This window comes from Thiobacillus denitrificans ATCC 25259, from assembly GCF_000012745.1.
In the GTDB taxonomy this organism is placed as follows: Bacteria; Pseudomonadota; Gammaproteobacteria; order Burkholderiales; family Thiobacillaceae; genus Thiobacillus; species Thiobacillus denitrificans_B.
This window is the reverse complement of record NC_007404.1, coordinates 2,324,354-2,339,558: the sequence shown is the minus strand read 5'-3', so window position 1 is coordinate 2,339,558 and position 15,205 is coordinate 2,324,354. Positions and strand designations below refer to the sequence as shown.

19 protein-coding genes are annotated in these 15,205 nt (G+C 68.3%); 16 read left to right on the top strand and 3 right to left on the bottom strand.

What is annotated here, in order from left to right:
• Position 1: 1 nt before the first annotated feature.
• Both cueR and TBD_RS11375 read right to left on the bottom strand, forming a co-directional pair.
• The gene (gene cueR, locus TBD_RS11380; RefSeq protein ID WP_011312779.1) at positions 2–400 is read right to left on the bottom strand and encodes a Cu(I)-responsive transcriptional regulator; all 399 of its coding nucleotides are present in this window, start codon (positions 398–400) and stop codon (positions 2–4) included.
• Positions 397–2,769 carry a heavy metal translocating P-type ATPase gene (locus tag TBD_RS11375; RefSeq protein ID WP_011312778.1) on the bottom strand — a complete coding sequence of 791 codons (2,373 nt, stop codon included), beginning with the start codon at positions 2,767–2,769 and terminating at the stop codon, positions 397–399. The genes cueR and TBD_RS11375 overlap by 4 nt, the downstream gene beginning before the upstream one ends.
• 260 nt (positions 2,770–3,029) lie before the next feature.
• Between TBD_RS11375 and TBD_RS14340 the strand changes: the two genes are divergently transcribed.
• The 16 genes from TBD_RS14340 (at position 3,030) to TBD_RS11295 (ending at position 14,536) form a co-directional block, all read left to right on the top strand.
• Positions 3,030–3,455, top strand: coding sequence for a BLUF domain-containing protein (locus tag TBD_RS14340; RefSeq protein WP_011312776.1), 426 nt, complete (start codon positions 3,030–3,032; stop codon positions 3,453–3,455).
• 166 nt (positions 3,456–3,621) lie between these two features.
• Positions 3,622–3,930: a hypothetical protein gene (locus tag TBD_RS11365; RefSeq protein WP_041432734.1), complete on the top strand. Its 309-nt coding sequence runs from the start codon at positions 3,622–3,624 to the stop codon at positions 3,928–3,930.
• 51 nt (positions 3,931–3,981) lie between these two features.
• Entirely contained in the window at positions 3,982–4,344 is a 363-nt protein-coding gene (locus TBD_RS11360) for a PRC-barrel domain-containing protein (protein ID WP_011312774.1), read from the top strand.
• Between the two features lie 54 nt (positions 4,345–4,398).
• Positions 4,399–4,734 (top strand): hypothetical protein, encoded by a 336-nt coding sequence (locus tag TBD_RS15015; protein ID WP_011312773.1) that lies wholly within the window; start codon positions 4,399–4,401, stop codon positions 4,732–4,734.
• Positions 4,735–4,841: 107 nt separating this feature from the next.
• Positions 4,842–5,642 (top strand): OBAP family protein, encoded by an 801-nt coding sequence (locus TBD_RS11350; protein WP_011312772.1) that lies wholly within the window; start codon positions 4,842–4,844, stop codon positions 5,640–5,642.
• Between the two features lie 27 nt (positions 5,643–5,669).
• A complete protein-coding gene (locus TBD_RS11345; protein ID WP_011312771.1) occupies positions 5,670–5,990 on the top strand; it encodes a hypothetical protein in 321 nt (106 codons plus the stop codon).
• Positions 5,991–6,029: 39 nt separating this feature from the next.
• Entirely contained in the window at positions 6,030–7,196 is a 1,167-nt protein-coding gene (locus TBD_RS11340; protein WP_011312770.1) for a Gfo/Idh/MocA family protein, read from the top strand.
• A gap of 231 nt (positions 7,197–7,427) precedes the next feature.
• Positions 7,428–7,832, top strand: a complete 405-nt coding sequence (locus tag TBD_RS11335) for a hypothetical protein (RefSeq protein WP_011312769.1) — start codon at positions 7,428–7,430, stop codon at positions 7,830–7,832.
• A gap of 131 nt (positions 7,833–7,963) precedes the next feature.
• Positions 7,964–8,668 carry a superoxide dismutase gene (locus tag TBD_RS11330; protein WP_011312768.1) on the top strand — a complete coding sequence of 235 codons (705 nt, stop codon included), beginning with the start codon at positions 7,964–7,966 and terminating at the stop codon, positions 8,666–8,668.
• A 31-nt stretch (positions 8,669–8,699) separates the two neighbouring features.
• The gene (locus TBD_RS11325; RefSeq protein ID WP_011312767.1) at positions 8,700–9,077 is read left to right on the top strand and encodes a hypothetical protein; all 378 of its coding nucleotides are present in this window, start codon (positions 8,700–8,702) and stop codon (positions 9,075–9,077) included.
• 49 nt (positions 9,078–9,126) lie between these two features.
• On the top strand, positions 9,127–11,025 hold the full coding sequence (locus TBD_RS11320; protein WP_011312766.1) for an AsmA family protein: 1,899 nt from the start codon (positions 9,127–9,129) through the stop codon (positions 11,023–11,025).
• Between the two features lie 26 nt (positions 11,026–11,051).
• Positions 11,052–12,221: an AI-2E family transporter gene (locus TBD_RS11315; protein WP_011312765.1), complete on the top strand. Its 1,170-nt coding sequence runs from the start codon at positions 11,052–11,054 to the stop codon at positions 12,219–12,221.
• A 277-nt stretch (positions 12,222–12,498) separates the two neighbouring features.
• The gene (locus tag TBD_RS11310; protein ID WP_011312764.1) at positions 12,499–13,200 is read left to right on the top strand and encodes a PEP-CTERM sorting domain-containing protein; all 702 of its coding nucleotides are present in this window, start codon (positions 12,499–12,501) and stop codon (positions 13,198–13,200) included.
• Positions 13,201–13,261: 61 nt separating this feature from the next.
• Complete coding sequence (locus tag TBD_RS11305) at positions 13,262–13,573, top strand: BON domain-containing protein (RefSeq protein ID WP_011312763.1); 312 nt, start codon at positions 13,262–13,264, stop codon at positions 13,571–13,573.
• 45 nt (positions 13,574–13,618) lie between these two features.
• A complete protein-coding gene (locus TBD_RS11300) occupies positions 13,619–13,834 on the top strand; it encodes a CsbD family protein (protein ID WP_011312762.1) in 216 nt (71 codons plus the stop codon).
• Positions 13,835–13,984: 150 nt separating this feature from the next.
• Entirely contained in the window at positions 13,985–14,536 is a 552-nt protein-coding gene (locus tag TBD_RS11295) for a hypothetical protein (protein ID WP_011312761.1), read from the top strand.
• 178 nt (positions 14,537–14,714) lie between these two features.
• On the opposite strand, the gene TBD_RS11290 is transcribed toward TBD_RS11295, so the two are convergent.
• Positions 14,715–15,200: a hemerythrin domain-containing protein gene (locus TBD_RS11290; RefSeq protein WP_011312760.1), complete on the bottom strand. Its 486-nt coding sequence runs from the start codon at positions 15,198–15,200 to the stop codon at positions 14,715–14,717.
• Between the last annotated feature and the right edge of the window lie 5 nt (positions 15,201–15,205).

The following is a 15,205-nucleotide window of genomic DNA, read 5'->3' as shown; positions in this document are numbered from 1 at the left end:
CTCAGTCCGCGCGCGGGGACGCGAGGTCGGCGAGGATCGGGCAATCGGGACGGTGGTCGCCGCGGCAGTCGCGGGCGAGCGTGACGAGCGTCGCGCGCATCTCGCTCAGCGCTGCGATGCGCGCGTCGAGTTCCGCGATGTGCGCTTCGGCCAGCCGCTTGACGTCCGCGCTCGCGCGCGCCGGGTCCTCCCACAGCGACAACAACTGCCGGATCTGCTCGAGCGAGAAGCCGAGGTCGCGCGCGCGGCGCACGAAGCGCAGCAGGTGGACGTCGCGCGCCTCGTATTGCCGGTATCCGGCCGGCGTACGGCCGCTCTCGCGCACGAGCCCGATGCGCTCGTAGTGCCGGATCATCTTCGCCGATATGCCACTCGCGGCGGCGGCCTCGCCGATGTTCATCGCCTGTCCTCGGCCGGGCGCCAGCGTTTCAGCGTCAGCGCGTTGGTGACGACGCTCACGCTCGAGAACGCCATCGCCGCGCCCGCAATGACCGGGCTCAGCAGGCCGGCCGCGGCGAGCGGGATGCCGACGACGTTGTAGACGAAGGCCCAGAACAGATTCTGCCGGATCTTGGCGTAGGTGCGCTTGGAGATGTCGATCGCGTCGGCCACGAGCGCCGGGTCGCCGCGCATCAGCGTGACGCCGGCGGTATGCATCGCGACGTCGCTGCCCGAGGACATCGCGATGCCGACGTCGGCCGCGGCGAGCGCGGGCGCGTCGTTGACGCCGTCGCCGACCATCGCCACGGTCCTGCCGCGGCCCTTGAGCGCGCCGACGTGGCCGGCCTTGTCTTCCGGCAGCACTTCGGCGAACACGTTTTCGACGCCCAGCGCCTGCGCCGCGTAGGCCGCGGCGCCGCGGTTGTCGCCCGTCAGCATCGCCGTCTCGACGCCCTGCGCCTTGAGCTTCGCTACGGCCTGCGCCGCGCTCGGCTTGACCGCGTCGGCGAAGGCGAGCAGGCCGAGGAGCCGGCGCTCGTCGGCGCGCGCGAGCCAGGAGACGCTGCGTCCGGCGGCTTCGTGTTCGCGTGCGGCGGGGTCGAGCGCGCTCGTGTCGACCTGCTGATCCTGCATCAGCCGGCGGTTGCCGAGCCAGTAGCCGGTGCCCTCGACTTTGCCCGCGATGCCGCGGCCGGGCAGGGCCTGCTGGGCTTCGGCCGGCAACGGCGCGAGCCCGGCCGCGTCGCTCGCGGCGAGCACCGCGCGCGCGAGCGGATGTTCGCTGCCGCGCTGCAGGCCCGCTGCCAGCGCGAGCAGCCGGTTCGCGTCTTCGCCCGGCGCGGCGACGTGTGCGGCGAGGTGAGGCGTGCCGTCGGTCAGCGTGCCGGTCTTGTCGAACACGACGGTGTCGATGCTGTGCGCGAGTTCGAGCGCTTCGGCGTCCTTGATCAGGATGCCGTGCCGCGCCGCGACGCCGGTGCCGGCCATGATCGCGGTCGGCGTCGCAAGTCCGAGCGCGCAGGGGCAGGCGATCACGAGCACGGCGACGGCGTTGAGGATCGCCTGTTCTGCGCTGCCGCCCCACGCCCACCAGCCGATGAAGGTCACGAGCGCGATGACCATGACGACCGGCACGAACACCGCGCTGACCTTGTCGACCAGACGCTGGATCGGCGCCTTGGCTGCCTGGGCGTTCTCGACCAGTCGAATGATGCGCGCGAGCGTCGTCTCGGCGCCGACGGCGGTCGTGCGCGCGACGAGCACGCCGTGGGCGTTGATCGCGCCTCCGGTGAGCCCCGCGCCCGGCTGCTTGTCGACCGGCAGCGATTCGCCGGTCAGCAGCGATTCGTCGACCTGGCTCGTGCCTTCGATCACCTCGCCGTCGACCGGCACGCGTTCGCCGGGGCGGATCACGACGAGGTCGCCGACGCGGATCGCCTCGATCGGTACGTCGCGGTCGACGCCGTCGACGCGCACACGTGCGGTCGCCGGGCGCAGCGCCTGCAGCGCGCGGATCGCCTCGGTCGTCTGCCGCTTCGCGCGCGCCTCGAGCCACTTGCCGAGCAGCACGAGGCTGATGACGACGGCCGAGGCCTCGAAATACAGGTGCATCGGATCGTCGCGGGTCAGCAGCAGATAGACGGAAAGGCCCCAGGCCGCGCTGGTGCCGACGGCGACGAGCAGGTCCATGTTGCCGCTGCCCGCGCGCAAGGCCTTCCAGCCCGCGCGGTAGAAGCGCGCGCCGAGCCAGAACTGCACCGGGGTCGCGAGCGCGAGCTGCAGCCAGCCGGGCAGCATCCAGTGCGCGCCGGCAAGGCTCGCGAGCATCGGCGCAACGAGCGGCGCCGACAGGGCCATCGCGAGCGCGACCGGCCACCAGTCGGGCAGCGCCGCGGCCGGTGCCGGCGCGGCAGCCGCCTGTTGCGGCAGTTGCGCGCCGTAGCCCGCGCGCTCGACCGCCGCGATCAGCGCTGCCGGCGAGGTGCCGCGCGCGACGTCGACCGTCGCCTGTTCGGTCGCGAGATTGACGCTCGCGCCGACCACGCCGGGAACCCGCGCGAGGGCTTTTTCGACGCGTGCCGAGCAGCTCGCGCAGGTCATGCCGGTGATCGCGAGCGTGAGCGATTCGGTCGGCACGCTGAAGCCGGTTTTCTCGATCGCCTGCTGCACGGCGGCGAGGTCCGCGTCGCCGGTGACGGTCGCGGTCTCGGTCGCGAGGTTGACGCAGGCGTCGGTCACGCCGGGCAGCTGCCGGAGCGCTTTTTCGACCCGGGTCGCGCAACTCGCGCAGGTCATGCCTTCGATGCCGATGGAATGCGAGGAAGCCATGCGATCGCTCCTGATGGACTGGGACAAGTCGAGCATAAACCTTGCCATCATGGCAAGGTCAAGCGGGCGCTTTTTTCGGGCCCGTGCGCGGGCGCGACGCCTGTTGCTGAGAGCGTCGGCGCGGGCGGACGTTTCCCTGCGGCGCCGCGCTCAACCCCCCGGTACGCGGCGGTGGCGTGCCCTGCGCGCCGTCATCGCGCCGTCATGGGCGCGTCATCGCGCGGCGTGATCATGGCGGCCTCGCCTGACGGAGGAAGGTCATGACCGAACGTCGCGAATTGCTGTATCTGAGTGCGCTCGCCGGAGGGGTGTCGCCGGCCTGCGTCGGCGGCATCGTCCGCCACGCGCGCAGCCGCAACGTCGGCCGCGGCATCCGCAGCGTGCTCGTCTTTGACGGCTGGCGCTTTTGTCAGTATTTCTCGGGCAGCGCCGGCGCGCTCGAGACGCTCGCGCAGCGCCTGCAGGCCGATGCGCGCCACGCCGACTTCACGCTCCTCCATACCGGGCCGCCCTCGGGCGCGCCGCTCGTCGCCCTGCCGCTGGTCTTCGCGCTGTGTTACGACGCGGGCCTCGACGCGGTCGCCGCGGCGCGCGGTGCGGAGGCGCTGGACGCGTTCCGCCGGCTTCTGCCGCAGCTCGACGCCAGCACCGCCGAGCCTTTGCTGAAGCGGGTTTCGGGTTTTTAGGACTCCTCCTACGCGGGGCGGCAACAGGCTCCGACTGGTGCTCTGCGGAGGGTTTCCCACAATGGTCTCACCACAGCCGGTTTTGATCCGGCGGGCCAGAAGTCCAAGCTGTACTGGCCGCGCACGCGCATCCGCCGTGCGCAACCCAAGACAGGAGACGAGTCCGATGAAATCCAGCAGTTCCAAATCCCCCGGTGTGCAAGGCGAAGGCGACTACGCCTCGGCCAAGAAGTACAACGAGCACGCGCGTTCGTTCGCCCAGTCGGGCCGTACCGAGCAGGCAGCCAAGGACGCTGCGCCGCGCGACCCCCGCGAAGCGGAGGAGATGCGTCGCGCCGAAGCGGAAGGCCGCGCGCACGCAAAGGGCGCGCGTACCGGTGACGGCCGGCGCGTGCAGGGCCGCGAAGACGAGAAGTTGCAGGGCGAGCACCCTGAGGGCAACAACCCCGTTCCGCGCAAGATCCCGGGCCGCTGAGCCCTCGTGCGTGAAGTCCTTTTTTGTTCTTAGATCGATAGGAGATAAGTCATGAACCGTATTGATACAGGCCACGTCCTTTCCTCGAGCACCATCTCCGGCGACAAGGTCGTCAACCGCGCCGGCGAAGACCTCGGTGAGATCAAGGATCTCATGATCGACGTCGACACGGGCCGCGTTGCCTACGCCGTGCTCGAGTCGGGCGGCTTCCTCGGCCTCGGCAGCAAGCTCTTCGCCGTGCCGCTGCCGGCGATGGAGGTCGACACCGAGCACCATCGTTTCGTCTTCGACCAGGACAAGGAAACACTGAAGAACGCGCCCGGCTTCGACAAGGACCATTGGCCCGACTTCGCCGACCGGACCTGGGGCGCGAGCGTCCACTCGCATTACGGCATTCGGCCGTACTGGGAGTAAGCCCTGAGCGAAACCGGCGCGCCCCGGCGTTTCGCCCGCGCGCGCCGCGTGCTCATGCAGTGGTCGACCGCGGCGTGCTTCGCCGCGGTCGCATTTGCGGCGCATGCCGCAACCGGGACAACCGGCGCGGCGCATGCGGCCGATGCAGCCCTCATCGCCAGTACTCCCCGCTGTGGCGCGGCCACGGGGGCGCGTGGCAAGCCTTGCGACCAGGATGCCGCGCCTGCGCCCCGAGCACGGCGCGACGAGGCGCGGGTCTATGCCGATGCGCGTTCGACGCGTTTGCGCAACCGGGCCTACCTGCGCGCGGCCGCCGTTTACTGCGAGCGCTACAGCGGGCGGGTCCGCGCGGCCTGCGTCGACGAAGCCGAGGCAATCTACCAGCCCTGAGCCGCGGGGCGCTGCGCATTTCGCGCGGCGCCGTCGCGCGAAGCAGGGCACACACGAACCGGACGCGCGTGCAGGAAGTGCGAGTCGGGACACGTCGAGGAAATCCCATGCCCAGGAGTGCGCTGCTGCTGAGTCTGATCGTCACCGTCGCGACACCCGCGCTCGCGGCCGACGCGGTCGAGACGCCGACCCATCCGCCCGGTGCCGAGGCCTCTTCCAAGACCCAGGTGCTGAAGGCCGGCTCCGCGGTGCTGCAGTCCGAAAGCCCGCTCAAACCCATGCACGTCCATCTAAGCGGTTTTCACGCGATGAAGAACGACCCCGCGCACCAGATGGCGGCCGAGCACTACTGCAGCCAGGTCAACGAGGACTTCGCGCAGTGTGCGCTGTTCGACGGCAACACGCGGAGCGCCAACCTGACCGGTATCGAATACATCATTTCGGAAAAGCTCTTCAAGCAGCTACCGGCGCAGGAGAGGCAGTACTGGCACCCCCACAACTACGAGATCCTGTCGGGCCAGCTCGTCGCGCCGGGGCTGCCGGACGTCGCCGAGAAGGCCTTGATGAAAGGCAAGATGAACAGCTACGGCAAGACCTGGCACGTCTGGAACACGGGGGACGCCACGAAAAAGGGCGACCCCTTGCCGTACGGCGACCCGGCGCTCGCCTGGTCGTTCAACCGCGACGGCGAGGCCGACGCAGGCATGGTCCAGCGCCGCGACCGCGCACTCGAGATCGACCCGGTGAAGAAGCGCCGCGGACGCGCCGACCTGACCCCGCTCGCGCGGCCGCAGCAGGGCGTCGACGCCCTGCACGGCAAGTTCGCCGGCCCGGGCCAACCCGTACCTGGCGTCCTCGAGGCCGCCGGCAGCACCGGCCCGGCGCCACGTCCGACCGTCCCGCGTTGAGCGGGACATCATCCGGAGGGACAGATCATGCCCAGAGGTGACAAATCCAGTTACAGCGGCAAACAGAAACGGCAGGCCGAGCACATCGAGGAAGGCTATCGCCAGCGCGGCGTCTCGGAGAAGGAAGCCGAATCGCGCGCCTGGGCCACGGTCAACAAAATGACCGGCGGCGGCAAGAAGAGCGGGTCGGGTCGCGGCAAGGCGGTCGATACCTCGCCCGCGAAAAAAGGCGGCAAGGCCGGTGGCGCGGCCTCGGCGTCGCGTACCGCGGCGCAGCGCAGCGCGTCGGCGAAGAAGGGGGCGCAGACGCGTGCGCGCAACGCCGCGAAAAGGAAGGCCGCTTCCTGAGCGGCCGTCGCCGCCTGCAGCGCATCGAGGAGATTCCGTATGGCTCGTACAAGCAAGCGGGCGGCGACTGCCCCCGGGGTGAAGGCCGCGCCGCGACGCGGCAGAAAGATCCGCTACGCCGTCGTCGGCCTCGGCTACATCGCGCAGATCGCCGTGCTGCCGGCTTTTGCCCAGGCCGCGAAGAACGCCGAACTCGCGGCGCTGGTGTCGGATGACCCGGTCAAGCTCAAGAAGCTGGCGAAGCAATACGGCGTCCCGCGCGTCGCGAGCTACGCGGAATACGACGCGCTGCTGGCGAGCGGCGAGATCGACGCCGTCTACATCGCGCTGCCCAACCACCTGCACCTCGATTACACATTGCGCGCGGCGCGCGCCGGGGTGCACGTGCTGTGCGAAAAACCGATGGCGGTGACCGAGGCCGAATGCCGGCGCATGACGCGTGAATGCGAAAAGCGCGGGGTCAAGCTGATGATCGCCTACCGTCTGCACTTCGAGAAGGCGAATCTCGCGGCGGCCGAACTCGTCAATTCGGGCAAGCTCGGCGACGCGCGGATTTTCAATTCGGTGTTCACGATGCAGGTCAACGATCCCGACAACATCCGCCTGCAGGACGAAACCGGCGGCGGGGTGCTCTACGACATCGGCGTCTACTGCATCAACGCTGCGCGTTACCTGTTTCGCGACGAGCCGACCGAGGTCTTCGCGGCGACGGCGCGCAAGCCGGACGCGCGCTTCGACGAGGTCGAGGAGATGGCGAGCGCGCTCATGCGCTTTCCGGGCGACCGCCTCGCGAGCTTCACCGCGAGCTTCGGCGCGGCCCGCGGCTCGTCCTACGAGGTCGTCGGCACCAAGGGTTCATTGCGCGTCGCGCCCGCCTACGGTTACGCCGAGGATCTCAAACACGTCGTGACGATCGGCGGCAAGACGCGGGAGCGCGTGTTTCCGCGCGGCGACCAGTTCGCCCCGCAACTGCTCTATTTCTCCGATTGCATCCTGCAGGACCGGACGCCCGAGCCTTCGGGCGAGGAGGGCCGGCTCGACGTGCGCATTATCGAGGCGCTCTACCGCTCGGCCAAAATCGGAAAGCTCGTCCGCCTCGCGCCCGCCGGCAAGGTGGAGCGGCCCGACAGCGATCAGGAACGCTCGCGGCCGCCGATCGACAAACCGCGGCTCGTGCGCGCCCGCGCGCCATCTGACAAGGGCTAGGCTGCGCCTGCAGCGCTCGCGTCGGTCGGAGAATCCCTACACGGCCCCCTCCGGCCCGCTCACGCCTTTCTCAGTACAACCGGATTTCGCGCCCCGGGGCGGGCATGTAGATTGCTCCCGTGCCCTGGACGCTTCGGCCAGGCGAGATACGGGTCCGTCCCCTTCCCACGTCTCGCAGTGCCTGACCGTGGAGTCCAGTGCATACCCGATTCTTTTTTCCAGGAGAGAAAAATGAAACTTGCCAGCGCCCTGCTCATCGCCATGACCCTCGCGGCAGCGAGCCCCTTGTACGCCCGCGACTACCCCAGCGACGTGAAAAACACCATGGAGGATCGTACCGAGGCGCGTTCCGACATGGCGCACGACACGGCCGAACAAAACTACGAACGCGCGAAGGAGAAGTGCGACGATCTGCGCGGCCAGGCGAAGGACGCCTGCATCGCCCAGGCCAAGGCCGACCTCAAGAAAGCCAAGTCGCAGGCCAAGGCATACGAGAAGGGCGGCAAGGCGCAGGCCGAGGCCACCGAGGAGCAGCTGAAGGCGGACTACAAGGCCGCCCGCGAGCGCTGCGACCAGCTTTCGGGCGCGGCCAAGGACAGCTGCATCAGCGAGGCCAAGATCAAGTACGCGAAGTGAGCGCTGCTTCGAACATGACCGGTGGGGCGCGCAGTCTCGCGCGCCAGCCGGACGACAGCGTCGTGTTCCGCGCGGTACGGGGATGCGCCGCCGTCCCTGCGCGAGACAGGATCGAGGAGAACTCAGCAGTAATGAATGCATTAAAGATGGCATGGACCGCGCCGCCCACGCGACAGACCATGGAAACCGGGATGTCCGCAGGCGAATGCGGCATCTGCACGTCCACGATCGAGGCGATGCGCTTCCCCTACGAGCTTCCGCCACTGCCGTACGGGCCGGACGCCCTGCGGCCGCTGATTTCCGGGAACACGATCCGTTTCCACCATCGCGAGCATCACCAGCGTTACATCGACGGACTCAATCGCGGGATCGACGACACCGAGTTCGGGGCGATGCCCTTGCGCGCGGTCATCCGCGCGACGGCCGGCAAACCGGAGACGGCCGTGATCTTCAACAATGCCGCGCAGGCGTGGAACCACGCCTTCTACTGGGACAGCCTCACGCCGCAAGGCGGCGGCCTGCCACCGCCTGCGCTGCGGAAAATGATCGACGCGTCGTTCGGCTCGGTCGACGCCTGCCTGCGCCAGCTCGCCCACGCGGCCATCGCGCAGTTCGGCACGGGCTGGGTGTGGCTCGCGCGCGACGACAAGAAGATCCGGGTCGTGCGGACCTGTGGTGCCGACAACCCGCTGACGCGGGAGCTGACCCCGCTGCTCGCGATCGACCTGTGGGAACACGCGTACTACCTCGATTACCAGAACCGGCTCGAAGATCACGTCAGCGGCGTGATCGGCCGCCTGGTCAACTGGGATTTCGCGGCGAAGAATCTTGTCTGACGAGCTTCGACGCCCCGCCCGAGGAAACCGTATGACTGACAGCACCCCGACGCCGGACCGCGAAACGCCGATCTACGACGCGGTCCGCTACGTGACCCCCGAGCAGATCGAGCAGACCGCGCGACGCAACGCCGCCGCACGATGTTTCGACCTCGGCGACGAGCATCTGAACGTGATCCGCTCGTTGATCGCGCACTACAAACGAGGCTGCTGCGCGCGCGGCAGCCGCCTCGTCCACGAGGCGATGCGCTTCCTCGAGGAGGCCTACGAGTTCCGCGGCGGCCGCGCCTACCTGCATTCGCTGTTCGCGGTCGTCGCGGACGCGCGCGGCGTACTCGCGCGCATCCACGAACTCGCCGGCCTGCCCGCGCTTGCGCCAGCGGTCGAAAGCCCCGGAGGCGGCGCGTGAGCGCGTCGTCGCCCTCGGCGCTTGCGCTCGACGGGCGTCAGCGGCGGCCATGGCGCGGCGTGCGCTGAAATGGTTCGCGATCAGCTTCGCCGTCGTCGTCGCGGCGGTCCTCATTCTTTTTGCCCTGCCGAACTGGAACGCGCTGCGTGATCCGATCGAGCGCCTCGTCGCCGAGAAAACCGGCCGCGAACTGCGCATCGGCGGCGACCTGAAGGTCCGCCTCGCATGGCCGCCGGCGATCCGGATCGGCGCCGCCGACGTCAGTTTTGCCAATCCGTCCTGGGCGGCCCAAAAGAACATGCTCGACATCGGGCAGGTCGCGTTCCACGTCGAGCTTGTCCCGCTGCTCGGCGGTGACCTGGTTTTCGCCGACGTCCGCCTCGACCGGGCCGAGGTCGATCTCGAAAAGAGCGCCGACGGTCGCAAGAACTGGCTGCTCGACCGCGAGCAGCGCGACGAGGAGGCGCGTGTCGTCGTCAAGCACGTCTCCGTGAGCGATGGCCGGGTGGCGTACAGCGACCCGGCCGCCGAAACCTCGCTGCGCGCGCGCGTCGCGACTGTGCGTCCGGACGCTGGCGAGACCACCGGCGGGCTGCGCTTCGATGTCGAGGGCCGCTACAAGGGCGAGCCGATCGTCGCCCGCGGCAGCGGTGAAAGCGTGCTCGGCCTGCGCGAACAGCAGGAGCCGTACCGCCTCGCGGTCGCGGGGCGCGTCGGACAGACGCGCGCGAGTGCTGCAGGCCGGATCACCAATCTGCTCAAGCCCTCCGCGGTCGATCTGCAGATCAAAGTCGCGGGCGCGAGCCTCGGCCACCTCTATCCCTTGATCGGCACCGTATTTCCGCGCACGCCGCCTTACGAAACCGCGGGTCGCCTGATCCACCGTGGCAGCCTGTGGCGTTACGAGAACTTCCGCGGCCGCGTCGGCAAGAGCGACGTCGCCGGAACCCTGCAGGTCGATCGTGCCGGCGAGCGGCCGGTACTGGCGGCGACGCTGCGTTCGGACAAGCTCGATCTCGGCGACCTCGGGCCGGTCATCGGTGGAAGCGACGAGCCGGTGGTGGATCGCGCCGGCGGCGTGCTGCCCGACCGCCCGTTCTCGACCGAGCGCTGGCGGCGCATGGATGCCGATGTCCGGCTGACCGCAGGCGCGATCGCGCGCCCCGACGCGCTGCCGATCGACAATCTCACGACCCGGCTGCGCCTCGACAACGGCGTGCTGACGCTCGACCCGCTGAAGTTCGACGCCGCCGGCGGCACGCTCGCGGGCACGATCCGCCTCGACGGTCGACAGGGCCCGATCGAGGCGGCGGTCGACCTCGAGGCGCGCAAGATGCAACTGGCGCGCCTGTTTCCGGACGCCCGTATCAAGAAGGCGAGGGTCGGCCGGGTCAGCGGCGACTTCGACCTCGCCGGAAAGGGCGACTCGGTCGCCGAAATGCTCCGCAACGCCGACGGCAAGCTCGCGCTCGTCGTCGACGGCGGAACGGTCAGCCGTTTCATGATGGAGGCGGTCGGCCTGCATCTGCTCGAGATGCTGAAGCTCACGCTTACCGGCGACGAGATCATCACCATCGATTGCGGCGTCGCCGATTTCGGCGTGAAAGATGGCGTCATGGAGGCGCGCAGCCTGGTGCTCGATACCGACGTCGTGCGTATCGATGGCCGCGGCACCGTCGACCTCGGCGAAGAAAGGCTCGATCTCGAGATCGTGCCGAGGTCGAAGAAACTACGCGTCGCCTCCCTGCGTACCCCGATCCATATCGAGGGCCGTTTCGCCAAGCCCGACATCGGCCTCGACAAGGGCAAGCTCGCGCTGCGCGGGCTCGGCGCGCTCGCGCTCGGTATCGTCAACCCGGCGCTGGCGCTCGCGCCGCTGATCGAAGCGAACACTGCGGAAGACAGCGCGTGCCGCCGCCTGATCGCCGAGGCCCGGCAGTCGCCCTGACCCCCGCCGAGAAAAGGGGCGCGAACATGGACGAGAACAAACCTGCCAGCCCGGTGACTGCTGCCCGCGATGCGCAGTGCGACGTTGACACGCCGGCCGTACAGCTCTCCGGCGAAAACCGCAACGGGCCGCTTCTGTTGCTCAGCGTGCTGTCGACGGTGTTCGTGCTCGACTGGGCGCAGGCCGTGTTCATCCCGCTCGTGCTCGCCGTCATCATCAGTTACGCGCTGGCGCCGCCCATGCGTCTGCTCGGCCGGCTGCACGTGCCGCAGATCGTCGGCGCGTCGCTGCTGCTGGCGCTGATCGTCGGTGCGGGCGGATCGCTCGCGTATTCGCTGCGCGACGAGGCCATCGGAATGATCGAAACCCTGCCGCAGGCGGCGAAAAAACTGCGCCGCACCGTGCAGAAGGAGATTGCAGGGCTCGAAAGCGGCGCGATCGGCAACGTCCAGGAAGCGGCCAGCCAGATCGAGCGCGCGGCGCGCGAAACCGCGTCCGATCCGGTCGTCCCGCGCGGCGTGACGCGCGTGCAGATCGAAGAGCCGCGCTTCCGCCTCGAGGACTATCTGTGGAACGGTACGCTCGGCGCCCTCTCGATCGTGAGCCTCGCGGTCATGGTGCTCTTCCTCGCCTTTTTCATGATGATTTCCGGCGACACCTACCGCCGCAAGCTGGTGCAGATTTCGGGCCCCGCGTTCAGCAAAAAGAAGATAACGCTGCAGGTGCTGAACGAAATCAGCGTGCAGATCCAGCGCTACCTGCTGGTGCAGGCCTTCGCCGGCGCCATCGTCGGCCTCGCCACCTGGGCCGCGTTCAGCTGGCTCGGCGTCGAGCACGCGGCGCTCTGGGGCGTCGTCGCCGGGGTGCTCAACATCATTCCCTATCTCGGCGCGGTGATCGTCGCCGGCGGGGCGGCGCTGGTCGGGCTGCTGCAATTCGGCAGCGTGAGCACGGCGCTGACGGTCGGCGGCGTTTCGCTCGTCATCAACAGCCTCGAGGGCTACCTCCTCATGCCCTGGCTCACCGGCCGCGCCAACCGCATGAACGCGGTCGTGATCTTCATCGGCGTGCTGTTCTGGGGCTGGCTGTGGGGCGCCTGGGGGCTGCTGCTCGGCATGCCGATCATGATCGCGATCAAGGCGATCTGCGACCACATCGAGGACTTCAGGTCGATAGGCGAACTGTTGGGCGACTGAGTGTCCGACAGCGCCTTCCCTCAACAAGGCTTCGCCGATTCCTACACCCTAAAGCGCGGCGGGCCGATGGGCGGAAACCCGCGCCGCTCGTAGAGTTCCAGCATGTCGTGCGGAGCGTCTGCTTCCCGCGCGTCGAGCCTGAAACGGGCGCGAAGCGCGATCCGCGCATGCATTTCGTGTCCGCTTCAAGCACATGCCGAACCTCGCGAGAGGGACGGTCGAGAGCCTGGCCAGCCCAGGTTCTTCTATTCCCAAAGGCAATTTTAAGGAGCGATCCATGAAGCATATGAAAAAAGCGGCAGTAGCTGTCTTCCTGCTTGGGCAAGCACTGTCCGGCGCAGCGTCGGCGGCGTCCGTCACGCTGACCGGAGATACCGTCGACTACACCTTCGACGACGAATTGCTGGGCCTATTCGGCACCCCGACCCTGGTCGGCGACACCCTGTCGTTCACGCCGGTGGAATTCCAGGCCGAATCGCTCAACGGCGCAGGCATCGACCTGACCAATAACACGGTCAACGTCCAGGTCACCGCCCACAGCGGCTACAACTTCTCGAGCGTCGACATGACCGAGCGCGGCGACTACATGCTGCTCGGCGGCGGCAGCAGCGCCAACGTCGCGGGCCAGGTTCGCGTCTTCGACGTCGCGAATCCGCTCTCCGACGTGACGACCGCGATCGCGCCCGACGCGCCGCTGGACGTCATCAGCAGCGGCGGCACGACCAACTGGTCCGCCAGCAACTCGACCGACATCTCGAGCTGGACCGACGCGCAGACCGTCAATGTCACCTGGCAGAATCTGTTGATCGGCGAGACGAACGCCGGTTCGTCGATGGCCTTCGTCGACAAGAAGTACGGCGGCCTGACCGTCGCCACGGCGCCGATCCCGGAAGCCGAGACCTACGCGATGATGCTCGCCGGCCTCGGCCTCATCGGCTGGCAGGTCAGCCGTCGTCGCGGCCTGACGACCAAGGCCTAAGCCTTAGTCGGGTCGCGCAAGGGGCGGGCGACGCCCGCCCCGGAACAAAAAGGACATCATCATGGCGACCGGAAAACTCATTGCCGCGGTATTCGTCGCGAGCACGCTCGGCCTTGCGGGTTGCGCGGTCACGCGCGACCAGTCGACGGTCGGCCAGTTCGTCGACGACTCGGCGATCACGACCCAGGTCAAGGCACGCTTTGCCGAAAGCCCCGTCGTCAGTGCGATGGCGATCAAGGTCAAGACGCTCAACGGCACCGTGCAGCTATCGGGCTTCGCCAAGAACGCCAGCGAGCGCGAGGCGGCCGAGTCGATCGCCCGCAGCGTCGCCAACGTCAAGGACGTACGCAACGACATCGTCGTGCAACCCTGAGCGCGCGCAGGCGCACTTCACGAACACGCATTGGAAGGAGACAGCATGAACTGGGACATCATCCAAGGTAACTGGAAGCAGGCCAAGGGCAAGCTCAAGGAGCAGTGGGGACAGTTGACCGACGACGACTTCGACAGGATCCAGGGGCAGCGCGACCAGCTGGCCGGGCGTATCCAGGAGCGCTACGGGGTCACCAAGGACGAAGCGGAAAGACAGATCAACGACTGGCAGACGCGCGCGCGCGACGACTGGTTCCATTGACCGGTTCCATCGAGCGGGCGACCCCGGTCGCCGGCGCTCAAGCCGCGCAGGCGGCGGGTACGACGGCTGCGCGCTTTGCGCAGCCGTTGCTGCGTCGAGGGGAGGCGATTTACCCGCCGCCGGCCGGTCTTCTCAGCATAAGGAGCGGCGATGAGACTGAAGCAACTGCTGTTCGGTGAACGCTCGCTGACCAAGGTTGCGGCGCTGTTCGCCAGCAAGGCGCAGGCCGAGAGCGTGGCGCAGGAGCTCAAGCGCGCCGCGCAGGTCGACGATGCCCAGGTCTATCTGATCGGACCGGAAGACGACGCCGCTGCTCCGACACCGGCGTTCTCGCGCAAGCTCGAGCCCGAGCAGGCGGGAATCTGGCGGACGATGATCCGCACCCACCTGGTGATGGGATTCGTCGGCGGCGCGATCGGGGTGTTGATCTGGCTCGGCCTGATGGCCGCGGGAAATCCGGCGGTCAGGAGCACGCCGGGCATGGCCTTGTTCGGCTTCGTCGCCTTCGCCGGCGCGATCGGGCTGCTGCTCGGCGGTCTGCTCACCGCGCGGCCCGACCACAGCCGCGTGATCTCCACGGTGCGGCGTGCGATCCGGCAGGGACGCTGGGCGCTGGTCGTCCACCCGCTCACGCCGCAGCAATTGCACGCCGCGATGCGCGAACTGCGTCAGCGCAGCGAGCGAGTCGTGCGCAGCCTCTGAACGGCGCCTGCGGCCCGCGTTTCGCTGGTCTGCCCCCGCCGTGCCGGCAGGGGATGCCACTTCCATGTAGGGGGATCGCCTCGTCGCACGGGGAGTCCCACCGCGCGCGAGGTGTGTTGGCGTCCCGGCGTCGCCGGGCGCGGGGGTAGGGCGGAGAGTCGCCCCGCCCGGGTCTGCATCAGGCCGCGGCCTTTTCCTCGTATTCCGCCATCAGTTCCTCCTTGCGCGCCTGCAGCGCATCGCGCATCTTCACGAGGTCGACCTTGGTCGCGCGCGCCTTGGGGAACATCTCGTTGCGCTCCTCCTTGACGTGGTGGTCGACGTATTCGCCGAGCACCATCACCTTGGCGTCGTAGTGCGCGTCACCCGGCTCCATGGCCTGGATCTGCGCGATGAGCTGCTTGGCGCTTTCGTGCTCGACTTCGGCCTCGCTCATCATGAGCTCGTCGCGGATCGCGTTGCGGATGCCGGGATAGAAGATCTCCTCCTCGATCCGGGTATGGACCGTCAGTTCGCGGCAGATCTTCTCCGCGAGCGCGCGTTTCTTCTCACGGGTATTGCCGCGCGCCTCGGTCAGTTCCTCGAATTCACCGAACATCTTCTTGACCGCCTTGTGATCGGCGTCGAGCAGATCGCAGGCGTCCTTCTGTTTTGCTGTGGTCATGGTGT